This is a genomic window from Pseudarthrobacter raffinosi (assembly GCF_023913835.1).
Taxonomy (GTDB): domain Bacteria; phylum Actinomycetota; class Actinomycetes; order Actinomycetales; family Micrococcaceae; genus Arthrobacter; species Arthrobacter raffinosi.
This window is the reverse complement of the sequence record NZ_JAMXBG010000004.1, coordinates 219,592-244,708: the sequence shown is the minus strand read 5'-3', so window position 1 is coordinate 244,708 and position 25,117 is coordinate 219,592. Positions and strand designations below refer to the sequence as shown.

Sequence of the window (25,117 nt, the reverse complement as noted above, 5' to 3'; positions counted from 1 at the left end):
GTGCTATCGCCGGTAAGAGGCGTAGGTGGCCCAGGTGTTGCCAGCTTGCTTGGCGTGCTGTTCGGTGATTTGAGTGCTGTAGCCAAGAGCCTGGGCTGCAACCGGAGGAGGCATCGTCAGGACGAGCGCGCGAAGCGTGGCGTTCCTGGCGCCCAGAAGGTGGATGCCGCTTTCGCGCAACTTCTTCATGAGATGACCGGGATGAAGATGCTGGCCGGGCCGGTATCCGGGAAAGAGCCACGCCGAGGCGCGGTTGGCGGCCGTGTTCATGTTCGGCCGGTCGGCGAGGTGCTCTTGAAGGATTTCGTCGAAGGGGTGAGGGACAGGGACCGGCTGGTCATCGAAGACGATGACGGTTTCGCCGTCGTCGGTGCGGGTGATTTGCTCGCATCGCATGCCGGCAATGCGTGTCAGCGGCTGGGCGTAGAGAAGCAGCAGGACTGCTGCGGCGCGGTGGTGGAGCGGGATGTGGTGGTTGTCGAGTGTTTCGCGGAGCAGCCGGAGTCGTTCGTTCTGGTCCAGGACGGGCCGGGTTTCAGCTTTTCGGTAGGGGAATTCGACGCGGGAAAGATGCTTGTTCCGGACGGCCCAGCGCACGAAGGTTCTGGCGGTGCTTCGCGTTGTCGGTCCTGTCGCGAGCCAGTGGTCGATGTCCGCCTGCCGGCATTGGGAGGGCAGTTTCCCTCGTTCTGAGAGATGCCGGAGGAAGTCCCTGGCTACGGAGATATCCTGTTTGGCTGCGCGGGCGGTGCCCCAGTTCAGTTCTCCGGCGGCGGAGAGCTGGCGCATCCGGCGCAGGTGGTGCCAGGTGGCGAACTGTTTGATGAGGGCGTGGTGATCCGGGTCCGTGAGCTCTGCCAGGATCCGGTCCAGCCAGGTCGCGAAGTGCAGCAGGTTCCGGTCGATCGGACCCAGCAGTCCGTGCTCGATAAAGAGTTCCCGCAGGTGCATGGCGGTGCGCGGTGACCGGTGGTCATCGAAGGTGGTGTGGGCCAGTGGGCGGGCGCCGGTGGCGATGGAGGACAGCAGATCGCGGACGTCCGGGTTGCGCAGCCAGGTCAGCGCGCTGCGGGGATGCGGCTGGGCGCAGATTCCCTCGTGCAGGGGCTTGAGGGGTTCAGACACTGTGCCGGTGCCATCGTCGAGGAGTTCCGCCAGGTGGTCGCGCAGGCAGCAGCGGGCGCAGCGCCGGGCCCGGTAGGGTTCTTCCTCGGCTGAACATTGGGTGCAGTGGAAGTCGGCCGGGATGCCTGCGCAGTCGACACAGACCGGGGATCCCGTGCCGTCCAGGCCCGGCAGGAGCCGGTCGGTGCCGCAGCCCGGGCAGGTCCCGTGAGTTCGGGCCGCGCGCTGGTAACAGAGCCGGCAGACCCGCCCCTCCGGCCATTTCGCCCCAAGCCTGGCGGCCGGTTTCCGGCAGCGGGCGCAGAGCTTCTCGTCAGGGGTCAGCATTACTCGGCGGGACGGACGCGGGCGCGTTTGGGCCTGATCGCCGTGTTCAGGTCAACCACTTTCGTGCCGTTCGATGAAGGACCGTTCACGGCGCTCTTGCGCTGGGCTGTGGCAACGGTGTGGAAGTGGCATAGGTCCTCGACCGTGCAGTTGAGGGCATCGCAGAGTGCGCCGAGCAGAGTCATGGACATGCGTTCGGGTTTTTGTCCCACGAGCCGGTAGATCTGCGAGGGGGAGAGTTCGATACCGCGTTCGACGAGCAGGGGGATGAGGTCGGAGATGTTGAACAGTCCGCGTGCGGCCATGATTTCGCGCAGCCGCCAGGAGTATTCGATGTGCTTTTTCATGGCGTCTTCCTCTGGTCGGTGCCGGTGGCTTCTGCGGCCATCTTGGTCATGGCCGCCCGCAGTGTCCGGGTGCGGTAATCGGAGGAAACGCCGGTGTAGAGGGCGGTGGTGGAGGAGTGTTCGTGTCCGACCTGTTGCTGGACGAACAGGGCGTCGTAGCCGTCCTCGATCAGGTGGGTGACGTAGGAGCGGCGCAGGGAGTGAAAATCGATGCCGTCCGCGAGCCCGAGTCCGGTCCGTAGCAGGGTGAATTCCCGGGTCAGTGAATCGGCGCTGACCCTGCCGCTGCGCTCGGTCGGCCAAAGGGACGCCTGTTCCTCACCGGCTCCGGTCGGCCGGACCTCCTCGATCCATTGCCTCAGGCAGTCCACGGCCCAGCCGGTGTGGGGGACCGTCAGGACGCTGCGGCGCTTGGGAGGTGAACCGCGCATCGCCTTGCCGTGCCGGACGTAAAGAACGCCGTATCCGCCGAACTCGGGCGCGTGCGGGTTGGTCCCGAAGTCGGTCAGTTCGAGCATGCGCACCTCGTTGCGCCGCAGGCCCCAAGCGTAGGCGACTTTGATGGCCGTGGCGATGCGGAACGCCGAGATCCAGCCCTTGCGCCCCTGCTTGCGGGCGTGATCGACCCGGTCATCGGCGTAGTCGAAAAGGTCCTGCAGCTCGTCCCGGGTCAGCGGTCGCTTGCGCGGGCGGGCAGATGCTTCCTGGACATGCGCGGCGGTGTTCCACTCATGGCAGACCTGAACCGGGTGGGTGCCGAACCGCTCCATGCATTCCTGCTCCCAGCCGTAGGCCGGATGGGTCAGATAGCCCAGGAACAGGCGAAGCGCGTTCTGGTACGCCAGCAGCGTCGAATGGCTCGCGGAGCGGACGGCACGCAGCTCCATGAAGAACTCATCGACATCGCCCACGGTCCAGGACCACGGATCCTCACCGGTAAACGAGCGGAAACGCTGGATGACCTGCTCGCGCCGGGCGATCGTCGTGAAGGCAAGGTTCCGGCTCAACTGCTGATTGCGCCACCCGTCCAGCATCGCCTGGAACACCTGCTCGGCAGGGTTAAACAACGCCACATCCCGGGCGATCTGCTGCCCGGCCGTTCCCGCCGGCCCTGGCTGTCTGGTCACATGTTGTCCTCGCATAACACGCGATACTTTCGCATATTATGCGAGTCCATGGCAAAACGGCTTGTAACGGCGGGGATTTTTCATTCGCGCAGTCCGCCACGTCACGCTGATCTAGCTCCGGTAACGTGTTGCCGTCGACCCTCTAAGAGCCGAAAACATAAGGAATCCCAGGTGTCGCCGGTTGTCGGCGGGGCAGCGGTATCAAAGTCCGTCGAATTCGCACCAGATGCGATTCGCCGGATTCAACTTTACATAATGTATATTATCGGCGTGATCTGAGAGCGGAGAGTGGCCTGCATTAAGCCGACGTTGTGCGGGCAACTCCGGGGCTTCCGTTGGATGTTGACGCACGTCAGGTCCGGCTGGTCGTCCTTGACCCAAACCCAAGATCCATGCCTCATGGAATGACACGCCAGTGATTGGCCTGTTCCGCGCCGAGCAAGGCACCGTTGAAGTCACCGGTCGGCGCATGCGCAGAAAAAATCTGCTGCTGCCGGCATGCTCACGGTTCTACTCGCCACCTCGGCGTATGGCGCCGTAACCGGCGTACCAACCTCATCCGCTCAGTCATCGGGGCTGGCCAACGCCGGCGTTGAAGCCAGCTCCAGCACCCAGCCCGACAAGCTGGCGGACAATTCGCCGGCCCCCGCTTTTGTGTCCGGAACACCGGCCGGCGGCACAGGAAACGGCTCCCCGGCCAGCCCGGCCATTGTCTAATCCCGTGTGCTCGCCAAGAATGAACCAATGACGGTCTACGTGCGTTCACTCGAAACTGCTGTTCCGCCCACCGTGCTGGTCCAGACCGAAGCCCGGGACGTTTTTGCAGCCCAGCCGGGCCTGACCAGGTTGGGCTCGCGGCTGGTGAGTACCTGCTTCGATTCAGCCGCCATCGATACGCGCCATACCGCCGTCGAAGAAATGACCATGGCGTTCCGTTCGGACGATCCGCAGTTCTTTGATCCATCTACGGGCCTGCTCCTGAACCCCACCACCAAGGTGCGCAACGAGTTCTTCGCACGGGAGGTCACCAAACTTTTCGTCGAGTCCGCCCGGGCTGCCGTGGGCGCCTGCCCGGATCTGTCCTTGCTTGACATAACCCACGTCATTACCGTCTCCTGCACAGGATTCTTCAACCCCGGTCCTGACTATAAGATCGTCCGTGCGTTGGGGCTGGACCCTGCCGTCCAGCGTTATCACCTCGGATTCATGGGCTGCTATGCCGCCTTTCCAGCACTGCGGGCCGCCAAGTCGTTCTGCGAAGCAGATCCGCAGGCCGTTGTCCTGGTGGTCTGTGCCGAGCTGTGCTCCCTGCACGTGCGGACCTCGAACGATCCCGACACCATCATGGGTTCGGCGCTGTTCGCCGACGGCGCGGCGGCAGCCATCGTTACGGCCCGGAACGATCCGGACGCACCTGCGCTGATGCAACTGGACCACTTCGAAACCGTCCTTACGCCGGTGGGCGAGGAATCCATGGCCTGGAACATCGGCGACCATGGCTTCGAAATGGTGCTGGGCAACTACGTCCCCCACATCATCGACGATCACATCATCGGCGCCCTGGCACCGCTGCTGACAAGGGATCCCTCGCTGCGTGGACTCCCCTACCGGGACATCCGCCATTGGGCCATCCACCCCGGCGGCCGGAGCATCCTTGACAAGGTCCAGACGCGCCTTGAACTCACCGACGAGCAACTCGTTCCGGCACGGGATACGTTGCGGGACTACGGCAACATGAGCAGCGCCACCGTGCTGTTTGTCCTCAGGCACATCCTGGAGCAGCCGCCGGTGGAGGGTGAGGAACGCATCTGCTCCATGGCGTTCGGCCCCGGACTCACGGTGGAGACCGGGCTCTTCACGAAACTCCGCCAGGCAGCCACCGGGAATCGGGCGGTGCAGCCAGAGGCGGCCTCGTCACTGGTCTGACCTGTGTCCCTGATGCGGCAAAGGGCTGCCGACGCAGTGGAAATGATGGATCTGCCGGACTGTGATCCCACCAAACTCGAGCTCACGTACCGGCAATTCGGACTGGTGAACCGGCTCTTCTCCGGCTGGCGGCAGCTGTACCGCCGCGAGCTTCGCCCTCTCCTCTCCCACGACACTGAAACCACGCTCCTCGACATAGGATGCGGCGGCGGGGACCTGGCACGCCAGCTCGCCCTCTGGTCCGCCCGGGACAAACTGCTGCTCGAGGTCACCGGCATTGACCCGGACGCCAGGGCATACAGCTACTCGTTACGCCGCCCCCACCACGTCTCAGTCCGGTTCCGCCAGGCGGACAGTGCCGACATGGTCCGCGAAGGCCGCCGGTTCGACGTCGTCATCTCGAACCACGTCATCCACCACCTCCAACCAGCGGACCTGGCTCAGCTCCTGGCAGATTCGCAAGCCCTGGGGCGCCGGATTTCCCTGCACAACGACCTCCGCCGGAACATCGCAGCCTACGCACTTTTCTCCCTGGCCGCCCTCCCCTTCCGCGGCTCGTTCATCCGAGCGGACGGCCTGACCTCGATCAGGCGCAGCTACACCCCGGCGGAACTCACCGCCGCCGCTCCCCCCGGCTGGCAGGTGGCGCGCCATTCCCCTTTCCATCAGGTCCTCATGCACGGTCCGGACCATCCCGATGGCTGACGTGGTGATCGTCGGCGGCGGACCCGTGGGTCTGTATCTCGCCGCCCTGCTGCTTCAGGAAGGCGTCGCGGTCCAGGTCCTTGAACAGCGTCTCCACCGGGAACACCACTCGCGGGCCATCGGCATCCATCCCCCGGCCCTCGCGGCGCTGGACAGGGCAGCGGTGGCCAGCGCCATGGTTGATGCCGGCGTGCAGATCCGCGGCGGCATTGCAGTCAGCGGCGCTAAGACCGTAGGGTCAATGTCTTTCGCGTCGGTCTCGGAGCGCTTCCCGTTTGTCCTGTCGCTCGCCCAGGTCACAACGGAATCCCTGCTGGAGCAGCGTGTACACGAACTCGACGGTGCGGCGCTCGTCAGGGGCGCCAGGGTGACGGGAATAGCGGACGACGGCGGACTGGTCACCGTCCGTGCTGCCGCCACCAAGACAGGCGGTGCCGGCACCCGGATCACCTCACGCCTTGTGGTCGCCGCCGACGGCTCGCGGTCCCTGATGCGCAGCCTGCTGGGCATCCCGGCCACGTCCCGAACCTATCCCGACCATTATGTGATGGGTGATTTCGAAGGTACCGGCAAAAACCTGAACGAAGCCGTCCTGTACCTCGAAGCCGAAGGGATAGTGGAATCCTTTCCGCTGCCGGGCGGACTCCGCCGCTGGGTAGTGAGGGTTCCCCGGCCCGAACCGGTCCCGGACGCCGTCGAACTCGCACGGATGGTCCACCACCGCACGGGGATCCGGCCGGACCCGGCCACCAACACCATGCTCAGTAGCTTCAGCCCGCGCTCCACGGTGGCGTGCCGATCAGTCTCGGGGCGGGCCGTCCTGATCGGTGATGCTGCCCATGAAATAAGCCCCATCGGCGGCCAGGGCATGAACCTTGGCTGGCTGGACGCGGCGGAACTCGCGCCGATCATCTGTGATGCCCTGGCGGGGAAACCGGTTGGCCAGCGCCTGCACGCCTATTCCGCCCGGCGTCGCAAGGCCGCCTCGGTAGCGCGATGGCAGTCCGAAGTGAATATGACGCTGGGGCGCCCGTTGGGGCGGCCGCTCCTGGCGTTGAGGAACCACGCAGTCAGCGCGGTGTCCGGCATTCCGGCGGCCAACAGGCTGGTGGCCCGCCGGTTCACCATGCAGTAACCCCCGCACCGGGTCAGGAATTCACGAAGTAGCAGTCGTAACTGTCCTGGCTGATGATCAGGCCGTCCCGGACTTCAAACACCGACGACGTCCGGGCGCGGATGGTCTCCCCGGCATCCCAGTACCGCAGGTCCATCAGCGTCCGCGCCGACCAGTCGGCCTCCACCACAACCCGACCGCCTTCGCAGGTAGTGCGGCGGATCCCGAACTTCTGGTCCGCCACTACTTCGCCGCTTTGATCGAGGCCAGCCATCGCCTGGTCCCGCGTCCGCGTGGAGCCTTCAGCCGCGAGCAGATGCGGCGCCTCGACCAACACGATGTCCGCAGCGAGGAAACGGCCGATGGCCCCGCCGTCACCGCCGGCTTCCAGGGTCCGGATAAAGTCCAGGACAAGTTCCAGTGCGTTGGGTTCGGACGCAATCAGTTCAGCCATGGCATCGACATTAGCCGACGCGGCCGACGCCCTGCGGCGTCCGCCGCTAGGCTTTCCGCATGACCCCTGTATCACCGACTACTTCATTCACTCCTGCGCACCTGAGGGAACGGGTGCAGGAAATCCTGTCTGCGGGATCGCTGCCGCCCATCGTCCAGGCCGGGAATCCCGTACTCCGCCAGCGGGCCGCGTCCTTCGACGGCCAGATCAGCGCCGCCGAGCTGGACCAGTTGATTGCCCTCATGCGCGACGTGATGCACGAAGCCCCTGGTGTGGGGTTGGCCGCCCCGCAACTCGGAATCCCGCTGCAGCTGGCAGTCCTTGAGGACCAGTACGACGTCGACCCCGAGGCCGCTGCGCTGCGGCACCGCAGCCCGCTGGAGTTCCTCACCATCATCAACCCGCACTACACGGCCGTCGGAACGGAAAGCGCCGCGTTCTTCGAGGGGTGCCTCTCACTGACCGGCCTGCAGGCAGTGGTAGTACGGCCAGAGCGGGTGCTGCTCCGGTTCGATACCCCCGGAGGCCTGGCGTCGGAACGGGAATTCGAGGGCTGGCAGGCGAGAATTGTGCAGCACGAAACCGATCACCTCCATGGCACCCTCTACGTTGACCGCGCCGAGTTGAGGTCCTTGAGCTCCAACGCCGAGTACGCCGCCAACTGGGCCGAGCCGGGGATCGGAAAGGCCCGTGCGGCCCTGGGATTCCTGCCCGAGAACCCCTGACGCGCCTGCACGCCTCCGCGTCACTCCGGCGGTGCGTCTGCCGGATTTGCGTCGGTCGGGAGGAACCGGGCCCACCAGCGCAGGATGTGCTCGAATCTCTGACGCCGGTGCTGCGGCCTGCCTGACCGGGAAAGTTCATGGTCCTCGCCCGGGAACACCAGCAGCTGGGCTTCCACACCCCGCCGCTTCAGGGCCGTGAAATACCGCTGGCCCTGCTCCAGCGGACACCTGAGATCGTTTTCGCTGTGGATGACCAGCGTCGGGGTCTGCACGTTGCCCACGTGCTCGAACGGGCTTTGCGCGGCGACCTCCACCGTTGAGCTGCCGAGATACTCGTTGCCGAAGTACCAGCCAATGTCGGCCGAGCCCTCGAAACTGACCGGGTCCAGGAATCCGCGCTCCACAATGGCACCCTGGAACCTGTGGTGGTGCGCGATGGTCGAGGCGGTCAGGTATCCGCCGTACGAGCCGCCCATGATGCCCAGCCGGCCCGCGTCCAGCGCCGGAAATTTGGCCAGCGCCCCGTCCAGGAACGCGAGGACATCCTCCATGTCGTCGGTGCCAAGGCGGCCCTTGATGGCCAGCCCGTGCTCCCGGCCGTAGCCGGCGGAGCCGCGCGGATTGCACATCAGCACGGCATAGCCCGCAGCCGCGTACACCTGGGCTTCGTCGAACAGGGCAACGGTGAACTGGGCAAACGGCCCGCCATGGATGTTCAGCAGGACCGGGTGCGGACCCTTGCCCGCAGGCCTGACGAGCCAGCCATGGACGGGATAGCCATCGGGCGCCTCAAACGTCAGCTCCTGTGGAACCACAATGTCCGTCTGTGTCCGCAGAACGGCCGAAAAGTCTGTCAGCAGCCGCAGCTGCCCGTCGTCGAGCACTCCGAGGTCCCCGTGAGTAGACGGATCGCTGAATACGACGAGCAGCGAACCACCCGCCCAGGCAGCGCCCGTCACCACCTTGTCGCCGTGCACCAGCAGGGCATGCCCGCCCGCCGCCCCCAGCTCAAGGAGCTCAACCGAGCCTTGCGCGTTGTTCAGGACCAGGGCGTGGTCCGGGCCGCGGAGCTCAATCCGGGCACCCGGCGCCGCAACGTCCATCAACTCTGGGTCGGTCAGCGCAATCGGCATGCCGCCGTCGGCCGCTACGCAGTACAGCACGGCGTTCCGTGCCACGAAGTCCCGGCCCGAGCCGCCCAGGTCCCGGGCAATGTAGAACAGCCATTTGCCGTCCCGGGACTGCCGGACTTCCGAGACGGTTTGAGGTGCGGCTACTCCCTTATCCACCGGGAGGGGGTCGCCGCCGGAGACCGGCACCCTGTAGATCAAGGTGGCCAAGTCGTCGTCGTTCTCCGGCGGTGCTGCCACAAAGTAGACGGCTGATCCGTCTGCACTGAAAAATCCGGAGCTGGCGTCCGTGGCGAGCGACGTCAGCTGCCGGGCTTCCGGCAGCGACGGAGCCGCAGGCGGCGCCAGCGGTTCGCCGCCGAGTTCCGGGACGTCCACGATGAACAGCTGCTGCGGCTTGTCGCGCGTGTAGCCAACGCTGTTCAGCCTGTACTGGTAGGAGGAGATCAGCCGTGGGGCCTCCGCCTCCGCGGTGATGGCTTCGCTGCTGCCGTACCGTCCGGTCTCGGGCTCGCGGGAGCTGAAAACTATCCGGTGCGAATCAGGAGACCAGGCGAAGGATTCCACTCCGAGCAGCCTGTCGGTAATGACCTGGGGTTCACCGCCGCCGGCCTCAACCACGACGAGCTGCGCTTTCGACGACGGTCCGCCCGTCCGGAGGAAGGCGAGGACCAGTCCATCAGGAGAGAAGGCAGGGCCGGTGTCCCGGAAGCCCCTGGTTATTCGTCGCGGCAGCTGCTCCTGGTTCAACGGGATGTTCCACAGCTGGCCCACGTAGGAGTCAGCAGTGAAATCCGGCCTGGTCACCGACACAACAGCGCGGCTGCCGTCCGGGTGAACGGCCGGCGCGGAGACGGAATTGAGCAGCGGGAGGTGTTCTGGCTTCACCCACGTGAGCCTAACGTGCGGCTTTCCCCCACGCGAACATGCGGCCGGACCACTCGCGCGGGCTCCGCGCCGGCCCGCTCCCCGCCCTAAGATGGTCCGTATGCCATCAAGCCCCCGCCCTCCGCTGCGCTGCCCCGTGTGCGGCGCCGCACTGGATGTCCGGGTCGGGCCGGGTGACGCGGCCCACAAGGCCTTGGTCTGCGGATCCGGGCACGGCTTCGACGCGGCGAAGCAGGGCTATTTCAACCTGCTGGTGGGCAAGGGGACAGTCTTTGAAGCCGACACCGCAGAGATGGTGGCGGCCCGGTTCGCTTTCCTCGACGGCGGGCATTACCGCCCCCTGGCAGACGCCGTCGCGGCCGCCGTCGTGCCCGGGATAACCCCGGGCGAACCATTCATGGTCCTCGATTCGGGTACGGGGACCGGCCACTATCTCAGGGTGGTGCTGGATGAGGTGCAGCGGCGCACGGCCAGCTACGCCGCCGTCGCGCTCGACATCTCCAAGTTCGCGCTCCGTCGCGCCGCGCGCCTCAACCCCGAGGCAATCAGCCTTGCCTGCGATGTGTGGCAGCCGCTCCCGGTGGCCGACGCCGCCGTCGACGCCATCACGGTGATCTTCGCTCCCCGCAACGCCGCCGAATTCGCCAGGGTCCTCCGCCCCGGCGGAAGGCTGGTGGTGGTGACGCCGCGCGCCGGACACCTGGCCGCCGTAGCCGCCCAGGCAGGGATGCTGTCCATCGAGGACGGCAAGGACGCGCGGCTGGCAGATTCCCTCTCGCCGCACTTCGCCGCCGAGTCCACCCGGGACCTGGATATCCTGATGATGCTGACGGCCAGCGAGCTGGCTGACCTGGCCTTCATGGGTCCGGCCGGGCACCACCTGGACCGCACGGCCATTGCCGCCAAAATCGGGAGCAGCGGGGTGTCGACCCAGGTGGAGGCACGATTCCGGATCACGGTCTTCCGTCCGGCACCGTCCGCACCGTAACGACGTGGCCACGTTCAACCGCTGCCCTTCACGCAACCTGCCGTCCTGCTTTCCGGCGGACTAGGATAGATAGACAGCTACCGAATGGTCAAGGGGGACGGAATGTTTGAATGGCTCGGCGAAAACTGGTGGGCCCTGTGGCTCACCGCCTTCCTCGCGTTCGCAGTGATCGAAATGATCACCCTTGACCTGTTCTTCATCATGCTCGGCGGCGGAACACTTGCCGCGCTCGTCGCAGATTTTGCCGGCGCTGACCTGTGGCTGCAGATTGTGGTGTTCTGCGTCGTCTCACTGCTGATGATCGCCTTTGTCCGCCCGGTGGCACTAAGCCACCTGAAAAAGGGACCCGCCGACCAGCGCACCAACATTGACCGGCTCATCGGCGAGCAGGCCCTGGTGATGGAAGCAGTCAGCTCCACCGGCGGCCTCGTCAAGATCGGGGGCGATGTCTGGAGCGCCCGGTCCTCCGGCGGCGTCCTGCCTGCCGGACAGAAGGCAGTGGTCTCCGCCATCGACGGGGCCACGGCTGTTGTTTCCGCCCAGCCGGAGCAGGCCACTCAGTCCTAAGTACAGCCTAACAATTGGGGAATAGGAGTCGTATGGATAACGCAGGAGGAGCCGCCCTGGCCATTGTGCTGGTGGTCCTGATCGTGTTCGTGATCATTGTCTTGGTCCGCTCAGTGCGGATTATCCCGCAGGCGAGGGCCGGCGTCGTTGAACGGCTCGGCAAGTACCAGCGGACCCTTAACCCGGGACTCACCATCCTGATCCCGTTTGTGGACCGGCTCCTGCCGCTCCTGGACCTGAGGGAGCAGGTGGTGTCCTTTCCACCGCAGCCGGTCATCACCGAAGACAACCTGGTGGTGTCCATCGACACTGTGGTGTACTTCCAGGTCACTGATCCGCGCGCAGCCACCTATGAGATTGCCAATTACATCCAGGCAGTGGAGCAGCTCACCACTACCACCCTGCGTAACGTTGTGGGCGGCCTGAACCTGGAAGAGGCGCTCACATCCCGCGACCAGATCAACGGCCAGCTGCGCGGTGTCTTGGACGAGGCAACCGGCCGCTGGGGCATCCGGGTCTCGCGCGTGGAGCTCAAGGCCATTGACCCGCCCCACTCGATCCAGGACTCCATGGAGAAGCAGATGCGGGCCGAGCGAGACCGCCGCGCTGCGATCCTCACGGCCGAAGGCACCAAGCAGTCTGCCATCCTGACGGCCGAGGGCCAGCGGCAAGCATCGATCCTTGCGGCTGAGGGCGACGCCAAGGCGGCCATCCTCCGCGCAGACGGTGAGGCACAGGCCATCCAGAAGGTCTTTGACGCCATCCACAAGGGCAACCCCGACCAGAAGCTCCTGGCCTACCAGTACCTGCAGACGCTTCCGAAAATCGCAGAGGGATCATCAAACAAGCTGTGGATCATTCCCAGCGAAATTGGCGAGGCACTTAAGGGCATCGGCCAGGCGCTCGGCGGTACCAATCCTGATCCGACCGCCAGCGGCGGCGGGCTGTTCGACGAGGAACCCGCTAAACAGCCTGGGTCCTGACACGGATTTGCCCCATACGGGGCGGGAGGGGATTCGCGCTTGGTTGCGGGTCCCCTCCCGTTTTGCGGCTAGGCCCCACGCCGGTATAATTGAGTATTTGTCCGGTCGGACCAGATCCGCTGGAACAAGAAAGCTTCGCAATGCGTTGAATCTTATGATGCAGCACAGTGCACAGAGTAGTCCGGGGCGGTTATGCCGTTCCGGCTTGCGTGGAGTCCTGCTCCGCGAACCGACCAGAGGGAGAAAACATGAGCGATCGCAGCCTGCGGGGTATGCGTCTTGGCGCGCAGAGCATGGAGACCGAGTCCGGCGTTGAGCCGGCTCCGCGCCAGCGCGTCGAATACCGGTGCGAGGACGGCGAGCAGGTCTTCGTGACGTTCTCTTCAGAGGCTGAAATTCCTCCTGTGTGGGTCTCCAAGACCGGCAAGGAAGCGCTCCTCGTTGATGGCGAACGTCCGGACACCAGCAACGAAAAGGCTGTCCGTACGCACTGGGACATGCTTCTCGAGCGCCGTTCCCTTCCGGAGCTGGAGCAGATCCTCGAGGACCGGCTGACCATCCTGCGCGAACGCCGTGGCGAACGGCGCAGCGCCTGACCCCAGCGGCGGTCACGGCCTCCCACCGAGGTCATAGCGTCACCGATTGACGCGATCTGAACGATTAAGAAAGGGCCGGGCCGGCAACGTGATCACGTTGCCGGCCCGGCCCTTATCTTTTGTCCTAACGGCGTTGCAGGTCAGCCCTGTGCCGGATCCTTCTTGCCTGTGAGCTTGTTCCAGCGTGCCTGCAGGCCCCACCTGGTGACGTTGACCATGGCCTCAACAACAATGTTGCCGCTCATCTTTGACGCTCCGAGCTCGCGCTCCACGAACGTAATGGGGCGTTCCTCGATCCTGAGGCCCAGCTTGGCTACACGCCACGCCAAGTCAACCTGGAAGCCGTAGCCGACTGAATCGACAAGGTCGAGGTTCAGTTTTTCCAGCGTGGTCCGCCGGAAGGCGCGGTAGCCGCCGGTGACGTCCTTGATCTTCAGGCCCAGCATCAGCCGGGCGTACGTGCTGCCAGTGCGTGAAATCGCCTGCCGGTACAGCGGCCAGTTGACCACGCTGCCACCGGGAACCCAGCGGGATCCCATGGCAAGGTCCGCGCCCTGTTCAACGGCTTCCAGCAGCTGGGGAAGCTGTTCGGGCTGGTGTGAGCCGTCCGCATCCATTTCCACCAGGACGTCGTAGCCTGCCTCGAGTCCCCATTTGAACCCGGCAATGTAGGCGGCTCCCAGGCCAGCCTTGCCTTTGCGGTGCAGGACGTGAACCTGTGCATCCTCGGCGGCAAAGCCGTCCGCAAGCTGACCGGTGCCGTCCGGGCTGTTGTCGTCCACCACCAGTACGTCCGAGGCCGGTACGGCTGCGCGGAGGCGTTGAAGAGTCTTGGGCAGCGATTCCAGCTCGTTGTAAGTAGGAATGATGGTGAGGACGCGCACAAAGGGCCTTCCTGGACGGGAGCAGTCGGAGCGGCTGAACCGTAGCGGAGTAGCTGGCGGTCAGGCGCAACTACCTATTATAGGGCGCTTTATGGGGGCGCTGGCCGGTGTGTCCGGTCAGGAGCGCAGTGCCGGACTCGAATGCAGCTCCACGCCGTCCTTCACGGTCTGCAGGCACACCGGGTCCACGCCGTTATCAAGTGCCGGGAGAAGGGGCGTGCGGGCACGCGGATCCGTGCTCCAGGACTGGACGCGGCCGTCCGCCACCTGGACCATGAGCTCCTCAGCATCCCAAACAGCGAAACTGGCTGGTGCGCCGGGAACCAGTTGCCCGGCCATCGGGTTGTGGTGCTTTGCTGCCCGCCACCCCGCGCGGGTGTGGCCGAGGAACGCTGCGCGGGCCGAGATCCGTTCAGCGTGGTTGTGGTGTTCCAGGCAGGCTCGCACGCTGGACCACGGGCGCAGCGGTGTCACCGGGCTGTCGCTGCCGAAGCAGATGGGAACACCGGCAGCATAGAACGAGGCAAACGGGTTCATGGAGCGGCTCCGGCTCCCCAGGCGCTGCTCATACATGCCGCCTTCGTTCCCCCAGTCAGCGTCGAAGCGTGGCTGGGCGCTGACGGTGACGGAGTAGCGGGCCAGCTGTTGCACTGATTTGGGGTCTGCGACTTCCACATGTTCGAAGCGGTGGCCGGCTGCACGGATCCGTTGTTCTCCCACTTCGGCGGCCGCGAGTTCCAGTGCCTCCAGCGCGGCATCAAGTCCCGCGTCGCCGATGACGTGGAAGCCGCCCTGGATGCCCAGCAGCGAGCAGGCCGCCAGGTGGGCGCCGGCCTGCTCTGCCGAGAGGTAGAGGCTGCCCCGCTCCCCCGCCGCGTCGCTGTAGCCGGCCCTCAGTGCCGCTGTCCTGGAGCCGAGGGAACCGTCAATGTTCAGGTCGCCTGCCAGGCCGCGCACGGATACGCCCAGTTCGTCCAGCAGTGCCCGGGCCTGCTCCTCGGAGGTGGCCAGTTCGCCCCAGTACGGCAGGATTTCCGGCATGGCCTCTCCGGCCGCCGTGTTCCACGCGGCGGCAAGGCGGAGGTCGGAAACTCCGCCGATATGCGGCGCGGCCATCTCCGCCAGTGCCACATAACCGTTTTCGGCCGCTTCGGTCAGGGCGCGCCGCTGGTAGGCCAAGAGGCTGGCCTCCGGGAGCCGCCGTGCTTCCTGGCGGGCCGCTGTATGGGCGGCCTGCTTCACTTGTGGACCCGCGCTGTAGCCGTCCAGCCCGCCAAGCCCGGCGGCGGCAGCCAAGGAGGAAGAGACCAACGCCGAATGCGCATCCACCCTGGCCAGGAACACGGGCCTGCCGCCGGCGGCCTGCTCAAGCTCCTCGGGCGCCGGCAGGGCCGGGTCCTCCCACGTGGATTCATCCCAGCCATGACCCAGCAGGGGGCCGTCGCCTTTGGCTGCGGCCACGGCATCGAGTAATTGCCGGGCGGAACGGATCCCGCCCAGCTGGAGGGAACCCAGTGCGATGCCGGTTTCCGTGAGGTGGACGTGGGAGTCAACAAACCCCGGCGCTACGAGGGCTCCATGGAGGTCGATGATCTCCATGGAACTGTCGGCGATGGAGGATGCCGCCTGCTCGGAGCCGACCCAGGCAACGGTGTCGCCGTCAACGAGCATGGCGGTGGCAAAGGGGTCTGCTGCTGTGTAGACCGAGCCGTTGCGGTACAGGACCACCTTCCGCTCGTGCGGCGCGGGCGTGGTGGAACGTTCAGTGGTCATGCGGGCGAAGCTCCTGGGGCTAGGGGGAAGAAGGCAGGCTGCCGGTGCATCAGAGCCGGGACATCAAAGTACGGAAGAGTAGGCCACGACGCCGCGGCGGATGAGTGATATTGCTTCTGCGCAAAGCCTGGAGACGCGCGGATCCAGGCCGGGAATCTTGGCGAGCTGGTCCAGGAGGTCGATGACCTGTTTGACCCAACGGACGAAGTCGCCCGCCGCCAGGTCCGTGCCGTTAAGCACTTCCTGGAGGTGGCGTCCCTTGGCCCATTTGTACATCGGCCAGACAAGACCGAGTTCCGGTTCGGCAGTCAGCGGAAGTTTGTTCGCCTCTTCCACGTCCTCCAGGGCCGACCATTCCCGGACCACCACATCCACGGACGATTCAAGCGAGACGCTGGGCATCCGGGGGCGGAGGCCCCTGTCCTCGCGTTTGGCCTGGTAGACCAGGACGCTGGCCAGGGCCGCTACTTCGACGGCGTCCAGGTCGTTGAGCGCGCCCAGCCGCAGTGCTTGCGAAATCAGCAGGTCCTTCTCGCCGTAGATCCGGCGGAGCCGATGGCCGTCCGGGCTGATGGCCAGGCGCCCGTCAGCTCCCGCTTCCAGGTAGCCGTAGGCGGAAAGGACATCGCAGACGCGATCGAAGGTCTTGGCAATGGTGTTGGTCCGGCCCTGGATCTGCCGGACCAGGGCATCCGTCTCCCGGCGCAGCTTCCACCAACGCTCTGACCAGCGCGCGTGGTCTTCACGCTCGCTGCAGCCGTGGCAGGGGTGGGCCCGGAGCGCCCGGCGAAGCTCCGTGATGCGTTTCTCCTGATGGGGCAAAACGGACCCCATGCCAAAATCGGTGCTGCGGCCGGGGGCAGGCGGGCGGTTCTCGCGCAGTGCATTCCTGGCCGACGATGCGAGGTCACGCCGGGATTTCGGGACCTTTGCGTTGAACGACTTCGGAATGCGGATCCGTGTCAGGGGCGCGATGGGGCCCTCAAGGTCCTCGGTGCCGATTCGCCTGAGCTGGTTGTCGAGCGTCAGGATGGCAGGCCGCGGCTCCCTGCCGCTGTGGTCCGAGCTGAGCACAATCGCCGGTCCGGGCGCCCGCCCGCCCGGGACGTCCACCACGTCGCCGGGCATCAGCCGCGCCAGGGAGTCTTCATTCAGCGACTTATGAGCCCGGGACTTGCTGCGGGAGGTGACATTCTCGGCGTCGGACAGTTCACGGCGCAACCGGGCATACTCGGTGAAGTCTCCGAGGTGGCAGGTCATGGATTTTGCGTATCCCGCGAGGGACTCTTCGCGGCTGCGCACCTGCTTGGCAAGTCCGACAACGGACCGGTCAGCCTGGAACTGCGCGAAGGAGGATTCAAGGATTTCCCGCGCACGTGCGCGGCCAAACTGCGCCAACAGGTTGATGCTCATGTTGTACGTCGGCCGGAAGCTTGAGTTCAGCGGATACGTACGCCGCGAGGCGAGGCCGGCAACAGCAGCAGGGTCCGTGCCCGGCTGCCACAGGACAACGGCATGGCCTTCGATGTCGATGCCGCGGCGGCCCGCGCGGCCGGTCAGCTGAGTGTACTCCCCCGCGGTGATGTCCACGTGGGCTTCGCCATTGAACTTGTCGAGCTTCTCCAGGACCACGGAGCGGGCCGGCATGTTGACGCCCAGGGCCAGCGTTTCGGTGGCGAACACAGCCTTGACCAGGCCCTCGACGAATAGCTTCTCCACTACTTCCTTGAAGGTGGGAAGCATGCCGGCATGGTGGGCCGCGAAACCACGCAGCAGGCCATCCCGCCACGTCCAGAAGCCGAGGACGTCCAGATCCTCTGACGGGATGTCCTGCCCGGCCTCGTCAACGCGCTGCGCAATGATCTGCTGCTCCTTCTCCGTGGTCAGCCAGAGTCCGGACGAGACACATTGGGCAACGGCGGCATCGCAGCCTGCCCGCGAGAAGATAAACGTGATGGCGGGCAGCAGGTCCTGCCGGTCCAGGCTGGCAATCACTTGGGGACGGCTGGCCTTCCGGACGGCGCCGGGCTGGGCTCCCTGCCGGGGGCGGTCCTCTGTCCGTTGCCGGTGCTGCCGGCGCTGGCTCCGTCCGCCGTGGCCGAAGCGTCCGGCGAAACTTTGCTGGCCTTCGCTGCGGGCCATTTTGAGCAGGTCCGGATTGACCTCGAACCCCGGCCCGTCCGCGTCCTTGGTGGCCGCGGTGAGCCGCTCCTGGACCGGTAGTGGAGCTCCGGTCTCCGCATCCGCGGGCGGCGCGATTTCGTCGAAGGTGGTTTCTCCGGCGAACAGGTCCACGATGTCCCGGCCCACCATAACGTGCTGCCACAGGGGAACCGGGCGGTGCTCGGAGACAATGATGTCGGTGTCGCCGCGCACGGTATCCAGCCAGGCACCGAATTCTTCTGCGTTGGAAACCGTGGCGCTGAGGGAGGCTACCTGGACTTCGCTGGGGAGGTGGATGATGACTTCCTCCCAGACGGCACCACGGAAGCGGTCCGCGAGGTAGTGGACTTCGTCCATGACCACAAAGCCGAGGTCATCCAGGGTGTCCGAGTCCGCGTAGAGCATGTTCCGGAGGACTTCCGTGGTCATGACCACCACGGGGGCGTCGCCATTGATGCTGGTGTCGCCGGTAAGTAGACCGACGTTTTCCGCCCCGTACTTTTCGGAGAGTTCCGTAAATTTTTGGTTGCTCAGAGCCTTGATCGGGGTGGTGTAGAAGGCCTTGAGGTTTCGTTGCAAAGCGAGATAGATGGCAAATTCGCCCACGATGGTTTTACCGGCACCAGTGGGGGCAGCCACCAGCACTCCCTTGCCGTCCTGGAGGGACCGGCAGGCGAGGCGCTGGAATTCGTCAAGTTCAAAATCAAGGGTGCGGACAAACCCGCCGAGGTAGGTGCCCGCTTCGGCCGTGCGTTCCGCGCTGGCCCGGTAGCTTTCAGAGGGCGAGAGTGGCCCGGAAATAGAGGACATGCCTCAAGCCTAGTGCGCCGCGCGCTACAGGTTCTTCAGTTCGTTGCCGGGCGTCGCGATGTCGGCTGTCGCGTCCGTCTCAGCAGCCTGTTGCGCCACGCGCTTGTCACGGCGCTTGTCGTTGAAGATACACAGCCCGATCGCCGCGAAGAACAGAATCAGCAGCGGCGCAGCAAGCAGGAACATGGACAGCGCGTCCGTGCCTGGTGCGGCCAGTGCCGCCAGTACAAAGACCAGGAAGACGATAATCCGCCAGGCTTTGAGGATGGTCCGGCCCCTGACCACACCGGCCATGTTGATGCCGACCAGGATCACGGGGACCAGAAAAGAGATCCCGAGGATAAGCAACATCTGCGTGGCAAACGTCAGGTAGTCGGTGGCCGAGATGTTGTTGGCGCCGGTGGCGGGTGTGAACTGTAGCAGCGCCCTGACCACGGTGGGGAACACGAGCCAGGCTACAAACACACCGGCCAGGAACAGGGGCACAGCGGCCGCCATGAAGCCGAGCGTGTAGCCGCGTTCCTTCTTGGTCAGACCCGGGGTGATAAAAGCCCACACCTGATAGATCCAGACAGGGCTGGAGATAACCAGCCCTATCTGGATGGCAATCTGGATCTTGAAGGCAAAAGGATCTGCGATGGTCGCAAAGTTCAGGACCGCGGTGCGCCCCGTATCCCGGGCAATGGAAATCAGCGGGTCCGACAGGCTGGCCACGACTGGATCGTAAAGGAACCAGCCGCCCACGCCGGCAACCAGCACAGCAATCGCCGATTTGATCACCCGGTTCTTGAGCTCTTTGAGGTGGTCCCAAAGAGCCATCCGCCCCTCAGGGTTGGACTTACGGCCCCGCGTCAGTGCCACTTCGGGTTAGGCGCGGGTCGACGGCGGAACGTCAGTGCCGTCGGTCGGCTCACCGGGCTTCGCCGGCGGGTGGTTAACGATCTTGCCTTCCACCGGGCCGGAAGCCGTGTCGGTGGAGTCGGTTTTGCCGTCGTTCTTCATTTCCTTGACCTCGGACTTGATGATCCGCATGGACTGGCCAAGGCTGCGGGCCATGGCAGGGAGTTTGGGCGCGGCGAATAGCAGCAGCGCAACGACGATGATAATGACAATTGGCCACGGGCCATCAAAGAGTCTTCCCACGGGAAATCCTTTCCTCTAACAACATCCTACGTCTAACTGAGATTGAGATCGCGAAGTGACTGGGGCTGGCCCCGATCGTGCTTACGCTGGACGCGCCTCTGGCGGCGGCCCTCCCGGCGGGATGACTTGGATGCGTCGTAATCATGACGCATCTGGGCCGGTGAGGCAAAAACAGCCGCACCGGGCGGAGCTGACCCTGGCGGCTGGGAGCCGTCATCGACGGTGGCCGCTGCCGGCGCCAGGTGTGCCACTTTAGCTCCGGCGGCGCCCAGGTCCTTCATTACCGCCATGAACTGGCGGTACAGCCGGATGCCCAGGAGGACATAAAAGAGCAGGGAGAGCGCAATAAGCGCAATCCAGATCAGGATCCAGGACCACCAAGGCATGCTGACGAGTCTAGCCGCCGTACCCGGCCAGGGCCGCCTCGATCCAGTCCAGCGCTGCCGCCCCCAGCTCGGAAGGTTCGAGGATCCGGGCGGCCCCGCCGTGCTGGGCCACGAACATGGGAAGCCAGGCAGTGCTGCCGAAGCGGATCTCGGCTACGAGGCCGCCGTGGGGAAGGGGTGCCACACGTTCGGCGTAATAATCGTCCGCCAAGCCGGCGCCCTGCCTGGTGAGCTGTACGAGGACCGTGGTGTCGTCGTCGTTGGGCGTGAACAGCTTGGCCGGAAAGCTTTCCCCGGCCCGGACCTGCGTGGAGGCGGGATTTCCGTTCGGGTGGACCTCCTGCACCCGGTCCAGCCTGAAGTTCCGCAGCCCCTCGGCCGAATGGCAGTAGGCCTCGAAGTACCAGGTGTTGTCCAGGGAATACAGGCGGAGCGGATCCACGTCCCGTTCGGAGACCTGGTCGCGCTGGGCGGAGAAGTACACGAGCCGTAGCTGCGACCGCTCCTGGATTGCACCACGGACAACGTCAAGGACGGCCGAATCCGACGGGCCCACCTCCGGACCGGCAAGCGAACCGGCCCGCAGCCCTTCTTCGCCGGCCGCTGCCATCAGTTTGAGGGTCACCGACTCCAGGGCACCTCCTTCGGCAAGTTCGGGAAGCCCATTGAGCGTCTCGAGCCCGGTCAGCAGCGCGCAGGCCTCGTCCACCGTAAACCGGACCGGCCTCTTGAGATCCAGGTCCTGGGTGATGTAAACGTGGCCTTCCTCCCAATGGATGTCCAGGAGGTCGTCAGGGTATCCCTCGGGAAGGCCGGAGCAGATGAGGATCCGCAGGTCGCTTTCCAGCTCCGCGGGCGTGACACCGAAGCGGGCTGCGACGTCCTGGATATGCAGGCCCTGGTTGTGGACCAGGAACGGCACCAGCTGCAGCATGCGCTTGAGCTGGTCCTCAGACGTGCGTTTCCGGATGACGCGACCCCGCGGTGCGTCCGCAAACAGATATGCAGGGCTGGGAGCGGCGCAGAAGGCGGCAGCGTTGCGCAGCCGGTGCCGCACGGCTGCCACCAGCTCGTCGGGAGCATGTGCCACAGCGTCCGGGCCATAGGATGCGAGCTCCTCGGCCAGCACCTCAGCGTCCCTGAAGTTGACCTGCAGCCGTTCGTAGCCGGCGTCGGGCGTTCCGGCACTCCCGTCGGCAACCGGCGTGGCGCGCCGGCGCAGGCCAAGGAGGCGGCCCTCCCGGACGTCCACGACGGCGGTCCGGAGCGGGAGCTCCGGAAGCCGGTCCAGTTCTGCGCGGATACTGAAGTTCGGCGGCGCCGGGTAGGTTTCCTTCTCCAGCACCGTGACGGGGCCCGTGAACCGGGAGAGCCGGAAGTGGCGCGGTGCCTTGCGCGAGCGGTCGTAGCCGGTCAGATACCACTGGCCGAAGCGGCTGCCGAGGCCCCACGGCTCCACAGTCCGTTGCTCTTCCTTGCCGGTGGTGCCTGCCAGGTAGGGAAAGCTGACGGGGTGCTGGGCGTGCATGGCAGCCACCACATCATCAAAGGCCTGGCCCGCCGGCCGGATCCGCGGCTGAACACCAACCGGAAGTTCGACGTCGGACACGGTGCCGGAGGCCTGGAGCTTGCGGAGGGCGCTGGCAGCGGCGGTTCCCAGGGCGGCACGCTCCCATAACTGGGACGCCAGGAGGAGGACGGTCCACTCCCCCGGGCTGAGCTGGACATCAGGCAGGCGGTTCGATTCCTTGCCGATGCGGTAGCGGGTGGTGGCCGGATCATCTTCGCTCCAGCCGAGGTCCGTGACGGTTTCCACATCGAAGCCGAACTGCCGGAGGTCATTCTTGTCCCGCTCAAACATCCTGCCGAAGGCCACGTCGTTGCCGGACGTGTCATGGTAGACCTTCGCCCGCAACTCTGCCCGGCGCAGGCCGTATTTGGTGTTCAGCAGGGCTATCAGGAGGTTCAGCAGGCGTTCAGTACGGGAGACGGACACGCTGGCTACGTTACTAAACTCCTCCGCGGAAAGCAGAAAGCGCGGCAACCAACAGGAAAACAAAACCCTGATTGTTACCGCGCCTTCCGGCGTTACGATGCTTCGGTCAGCGGACGCCCACGAGGTCCACCACGAAGATCAGCGCTTCGTTGGGGCCAATGGCTCCGCCGGCCCCGCGGGAGCCGTACGCCAGTTCGGACGGAATCTCCAGGCGGCGGCGGCCGCCTACCTTCATGCCCAGCAAGCCCTGGTCCCAGCCCTGGATGACCTGGCCCACGCCCACACGGAAGTCCAGCGGGGCGCCGCGGCCCCAGGAAGCGTCGAACTCTTCGCCGGTGGACCAGGCCACACCGACGTAGTGGGTGGAGACGGTGTCGCCTTTTTTGGCCTGGGCACCGTCGCCCTCGATGAGGTCGGTGATAACCAGTTCGGTGGGGACATCGCCTTGCGGGAAGTCAATTTCCGGCTTCTGGCGGTCGAAATCGCGCTGACCAAATGACATGGTTGCTCCTTTGATTATTTGGGTGGGTGATGTGTTGCTGTTTACTTGACGCCGAGGATGTCCACAACGAAGACAAGGTCACCCTTGGCTTCGCCCTGGCCGGCATCACCGTACGCGAGGTCCTTGGGGACCACCAGGAGGACCCGGGAGCCCACCGTCTTTCCCGCCAGTCCCTGGGTCCAGCCCGGAATGACGCCGGTCAACGGGAAGCTGGCCGGCTCGCCGCGGTCAAAGCTTGAATCAAATTTAGTGCCGCCCACAAGGTTCACGCCAACATAGTTGACGGTCAACGTGTCGGTTTCCTTAACCTCCGCGCCGTTGCCCTTGATCAGGTCCTGGGAAACGAGTGCTGTGGGCGCGGCGATTCCGTCAACGGAGATCTCCGGCACGCCCTGGTCGTTGTCCTTCACGGTCGGCAGGCCGGCCGGCGGGGTGACAGTCTCGCCTTCGGGCTTTGCGAGCGGAGCGACGGTCTGCGGTGCGTCCTTGGTGGAGAGCACCTTGATCAGGAGAAGCTGCGTTGGCTGGGCGGGGGCGCCTTCTGCGGTTGCGGCCTGGCCCGGGATGGCCAGGGCAAGGCTCGAGCCGACCTTGGAGCCAACAAACGCGCTGTAGATAACCGGGCTTCCGGTCTTCAGTTCCTCGTTCAGCTGCAGTGGTTCGGGCTCGCCGGGGAAGGTGTCCTCCAGCGTGGATCCGTCCGCACCACTGAGCGCGAGGATGGAGATGTTTGCGATCTGGTTCTCTTTGACCCGGTCACCGTCACCTTCGGCGACCACCTTGATGGTGGGTTCGGTGACTTCGAGGGGCTTGGAGAACTCGACACCGGGAGCCTTCTGGTCACCGTTGTCCGTCAGTTTCAGGGAGTCGAACTTGGCAGTGTCACCGGCAGACTGGCTGGTGGGTTCCGGTGCTGCGGGCGAACCGCCACAAGCGGTAAGCAGCAGCAGGCCGGGGATCAGGATTGCTAGGAGTCGGCGCACGTAAGAGAACTTTCGTCGGGGCAGGGTGGACGCGGAACCGGAATCAGACGCCCGGCACCGCTGCAAGGCCAAGGAACGGCCCCATCAAGGATAGCCCGTGAACCTGAACGTCAGCCCATAGAGCCCAGCAGGGCATCCACCCGCTCATCGACGCTTCGGAAGGGATCCTTGCACAGGATGGTCTGGTGCGCGCGGTCGTTCAGCTTCAGGTGCACCCAATCAACCGTGTAATCCCTGCCCAGTTCCTGGGCGCGCCGGACGAAATCGCCCCTCAGCTTGGCCCGCGTGGATTGCGGTGGCACGTCCACGGCGTCTTTGATCACGGTATCGTCCACAACCCGCCGAACCGCACCCCGGGACTGCAAGATGTAGTACAGCCCGCGACTCCGCGAAATGTCATGGTACGTAAGATCCAGCTGGGCAATCCTGGGCGCGTCCAGGCCCAGGCCGTGCCGCTGCCGGTAGTTGTCCATCAGTTTTTTCTTGATGGCCCAGTCGATTTCCGTGTCGATGGTGCTGGTGTCACCGCTCTCGATGGCGTTCAGGGTCCGTTGCCAAAGATCAAGGATGAACGGTACGTGGGGATTGTGGGCCCCTTGCTCCTGAACAAAGGCCGTGACCTTGGTGAGGTACTCCTGCTGGATCTCCAGGGCCGTGAGCTGGCGGCCGTTGGCCAGACGGACCAGCGCCCTTCCACTGAGGTCGTGGGAAATCTCGCGGATGCTGCGGATGGGGTTTTCCATCCTCATGTCGCGCATGATCACTCCCGCCTCAATCATGCGCAGGATGAGGTCCACGGTGCCGACCTTGAGCAGGGCTGTGGTTTCGGACATGTTGGAGTCGCCCACAATGACATGGAGCCGGCGGAAGAATTCGGCGTCGGCGTGCGGTTCATCGCGGGTGTTGATGATGGGCCGTGACCGGGTGGTTGCGGAGGAGACGCCCTCCCAGATGTGGTCTGCCCGCTGGGAAAACGCGTACGTGGCCCCGTGCGGAGTCTTCAGGATTTTCCCTGCGCCGGCGATCAGCTGGCGGGTCACCAGGAACGGGATCAGGATCTCCGCGAGCCGGGAGAATTCGCCGCGGCGCGGGATGAGGTAGTTTTCATGGCTGCCGTAGGAGTTGCCGGCCGAATCGGTGTTGTTTTTGAACAGGTAGACCGTGCCGTTGAATCCTTCCGCGGCCAGCCTTGCCTGTGCCTCGTCAACGAGGTCGTCCAGGATCAGCTCGCCCGCGCGGTCGTGCGCGATGAGCTGGGCCAGGTCGTCGCATTCGGCCGTGGCGTACTCAGGGTGTGAGCCGACGTCCAGGTAGAGCCGGGAGCCGTTGGTCAGGAACACGTTGGATGACCGTCCCCAGCTGACCACCTTGCGGAACAGGTACCGGGCCACTTCTTCCGGGGCCAACGGCCTTGAATCGGGGCTCGAATACGAGATTCCGAACTCGGTCTCGATACCGAAGATTCTCTTGTCCAT

Annotated in this window: 24 protein-coding genes; 9 read left to right on the top strand and 15 right to left on the bottom strand. The window is 65.1% G+C overall.

The genetic code is table 11. The annotated features are described in order from the left end of the window. Positions 1-3 precede the first annotated feature (3 nt). The 3 genes from NG697_RS06100 to NG697_RS06090 are packed head-to-tail and all read right to left on the bottom strand — an operon-like array spanning position 4 to position 2,926. The gene (locus NG697_RS06100; RefSeq protein WP_252598843.1) at positions 4-1,452 is read right to left on the bottom strand and encodes a site-specific integrase; all 1,449 of its coding nucleotides are present in this window, start codon (positions 1,450-1,452) and stop codon (positions 4-6) included. Next, the gene (locus NG697_RS06095; protein ID WP_252598842.1) at positions 1,452-1,799 is read right to left on the bottom strand and encodes a helix-turn-helix domain-containing protein; all 348 of its coding nucleotides are present in this window, start codon (positions 1,797-1,799) and stop codon (positions 1,452-1,454) included. The genes NG697_RS06100 and NG697_RS06095 overlap by 1 nt, the downstream gene beginning before the upstream one ends. Beyond that, complete coding sequence (locus NG697_RS06090; protein ID WP_252598841.1) at positions 1,796-2,926, bottom strand: tyrosine-type recombinase/integrase; 1,131 nt, start codon at positions 2,924-2,926, stop codon at positions 1,796-1,798. The genes NG697_RS06095 and NG697_RS06090 overlap by 4 nt, the downstream gene beginning before the upstream one ends. A 498-nt stretch (positions 2,927-3,424) precedes the next feature. Here NG697_RS06090 and NG697_RS06085 point away from each other — a divergent pair, with 498 nt between their 5' ends. The 4 genes from NG697_RS06085 to NG697_RS06070 are packed head-to-tail and all read left to right on the top strand — an operon-like array spanning position 3,425 to position 6,692. Next, positions 3,425-3,643, top strand: coding sequence for a hypothetical protein (locus tag NG697_RS06085; RefSeq protein ID WP_252598840.1), 219 nt, complete (start codon positions 3,425-3,427; stop codon positions 3,641-3,643). 27 nt (positions 3,644-3,670) lie between these two features. Continuing rightward, a complete protein-coding gene (locus tag NG697_RS06080) occupies positions 3,671-4,852 on the top strand; it encodes a type III polyketide synthase (RefSeq protein WP_252598839.1) in 1,182 nt (393 codons plus the stop codon). A gap of 45 nt (positions 4,853-4,897) precedes the next feature. Further along, on the top strand, positions 4,898-5,557 hold the full coding sequence (locus tag NG697_RS06075; RefSeq protein WP_252598928.1) for a class I SAM-dependent methyltransferase: 660 nt from the start codon (positions 4,898-4,900) through the stop codon (positions 5,555-5,557). Then, positions 5,550-6,692 carry an FAD-dependent oxidoreductase gene (locus tag NG697_RS06070; protein WP_252598838.1) on the top strand — a complete coding sequence of 381 codons (1,143 nt, stop codon included), beginning with the start codon at positions 5,550-5,552 and terminating at the stop codon, positions 6,690-6,692. Before NG697_RS06075 ends, NG697_RS06070 begins: the two co-directional genes overlap by 8 nt. Positions 6,693-6,705: 13 nt before the next feature. Here the strand turns inward: NG697_RS06070 and NG697_RS06065 are convergent, their stop codons facing one another. Beyond that, the gene (locus NG697_RS06065; protein WP_252598837.1) at positions 6,706-7,125 is read right to left on the bottom strand and encodes a nuclear transport factor 2 family protein; all 420 of its coding nucleotides are present in this window, start codon (positions 7,123-7,125) and stop codon (positions 6,706-6,708) included. Positions 7,126-7,184: 59 nt separating this feature from the next. On the opposite strand from NG697_RS06065, the gene NG697_RS06060 reads away from it, so the two are divergent. After that, positions 7,185-7,850 carry a peptide deformylase gene (locus NG697_RS06060; RefSeq protein WP_252598836.1) on the top strand — a complete coding sequence of 222 codons (666 nt, stop codon included), beginning with the start codon at positions 7,185-7,187 and terminating at the stop codon, positions 7,848-7,850. 20 nt (positions 7,851-7,870) lie between these two features. On the opposite strand, the gene NG697_RS06055 is transcribed toward NG697_RS06060, so the two are convergent. After that, positions 7,871-9,868, bottom strand: coding sequence for a S9 family peptidase (locus NG697_RS06055; protein ID WP_252598835.1), 1,998 nt, complete (start codon positions 9,866-9,868; stop codon positions 7,871-7,873). A 100-nt stretch (positions 9,869-9,968) separates the two neighbouring features. On the opposite strand from NG697_RS06055, the gene NG697_RS06050 reads away from it, so the two are divergent. The 4 genes from NG697_RS06050 to NG697_RS06035 all read left to right on the top strand — a co-directional run bounded on the left by NG697_RS06050 (position 9,969) and on the right by NG697_RS06035 (position 13,002). Further along, positions 9,969-10,856 carry a methyltransferase domain-containing protein gene (locus NG697_RS06050; protein WP_252598834.1) on the top strand — a complete coding sequence of 296 codons (888 nt, stop codon included), beginning with the start codon at positions 9,969-9,971 and terminating at the stop codon, positions 10,854-10,856. A gap of 102 nt (positions 10,857-10,958) precedes the next feature. Continuing rightward, complete coding sequence (locus NG697_RS06045; RefSeq protein ID WP_104060872.1) at positions 10,959-11,423, top strand: NfeD family protein; 465 nt, start codon at positions 10,959-10,961, stop codon at positions 11,421-11,423. Between the two features lie 32 nt (positions 11,424-11,455). Continuing rightward, positions 11,456-12,406, top strand: a complete 951-nt coding sequence (locus tag NG697_RS06040; protein ID WP_252598833.1) for an SPFH domain-containing protein — start codon at positions 11,456-11,458, stop codon at positions 12,404-12,406. A gap of 248 nt (positions 12,407-12,654) precedes the next feature. Then, the gene (locus tag NG697_RS06035) at positions 12,655-13,002 is read left to right on the top strand and encodes an RNA polymerase-binding protein RbpA (protein ID WP_003802221.1); all 348 of its coding nucleotides are present in this window, start codon (positions 12,655-12,657) and stop codon (positions 13,000-13,002) included. Positions 13,003-13,142: 140 nt separating this feature from the next. Here the strand turns inward: NG697_RS06035 and NG697_RS06030 are convergent, their stop codons facing one another. The 10 genes from NG697_RS06030 to pafA all read right to left on the bottom strand — a co-directional run bounded on the left by NG697_RS06030 (position 13,143) and on the right by pafA (position 25,117). Further along, positions 13,143-13,886 (bottom strand): polyprenol monophosphomannose synthase, encoded by a 744-nt coding sequence (locus tag NG697_RS06030; protein ID WP_104061495.1) that lies wholly within the window; start codon positions 13,884-13,886, stop codon positions 13,143-13,145. 117 nt (positions 13,887-14,003) lie between these two features. After that, on the bottom strand, positions 14,004-15,659 hold the full coding sequence (locus NG697_RS06025; RefSeq protein WP_252598832.1) for an amidohydrolase: 1,656 nt from the start codon (positions 15,657-15,659) through the stop codon (positions 14,004-14,006). 63 nt (positions 15,660-15,722) lie between these two features. Next, complete coding sequence (locus tag NG697_RS06020; protein ID WP_252598831.1) at positions 15,723-18,632, bottom strand: DEAD/DEAH box helicase; 2,910 nt, start codon at positions 18,630-18,632, stop codon at positions 15,723-15,725. Positions 18,633-18,656: 24 nt separating this feature from the next. Continuing rightward, the gene (tatC, locus tag NG697_RS06015; RefSeq protein ID WP_252598927.1) at positions 18,657-19,451 is read right to left on the bottom strand and encodes a twin-arginine translocase subunit TatC; all 795 of its coding nucleotides are present in this window, start codon (positions 19,449-19,451) and stop codon (positions 18,657-18,659) included. Positions 19,452-19,499: 48 nt separating this feature from the next. Beyond that, entirely contained in the window at positions 19,500-19,775 is a 276-nt protein-coding gene (tatA, locus tag NG697_RS06010) for a Sec-independent protein translocase subunit TatA (RefSeq protein WP_056340008.1), read from the bottom strand. Between the two features lie 32 nt (positions 19,776-19,807). Next, entirely contained in the window at positions 19,808-20,161 is a 354-nt protein-coding gene (locus tag NG697_RS06005) for a hypothetical protein (RefSeq protein ID WP_252565389.1), read from the bottom strand. A gap of 10 nt (positions 20,162-20,171) precedes the next feature. Continuing rightward, positions 20,172-22,157 carry a helix-turn-helix transcriptional regulator gene (locus tag NG697_RS06000; protein ID WP_252598830.1) on the bottom strand — a complete coding sequence of 662 codons (1,986 nt, stop codon included), beginning with the start codon at positions 22,155-22,157 and terminating at the stop codon, positions 20,172-20,174. 106 nt (positions 22,158-22,263) lie between these two features. Beyond that, positions 22,264-22,659 carry an FKBP-type peptidyl-prolyl cis-trans isomerase gene (locus NG697_RS05995; protein ID WP_252598829.1) on the bottom strand — a complete coding sequence of 132 codons (396 nt, stop codon included), beginning with the start codon at positions 22,657-22,659 and terminating at the stop codon, positions 22,264-22,266. 41 nt (positions 22,660-22,700) lie between these two features. Continuing rightward, positions 22,701-23,642 carry an FKBP-type peptidyl-prolyl cis-trans isomerase gene (locus NG697_RS05990; protein ID WP_252598828.1) on the bottom strand — a complete coding sequence of 314 codons (942 nt, stop codon included), beginning with the start codon at positions 23,640-23,642 and terminating at the stop codon, positions 22,701-22,703. Between the two features lie 110 nt (positions 23,643-23,752). Further along, entirely contained in the window at positions 23,753-25,117 is a 1,365-nt protein-coding gene (gene pafA / locus NG697_RS05985; protein WP_056339994.1) for a Pup--protein ligase, read from the bottom strand.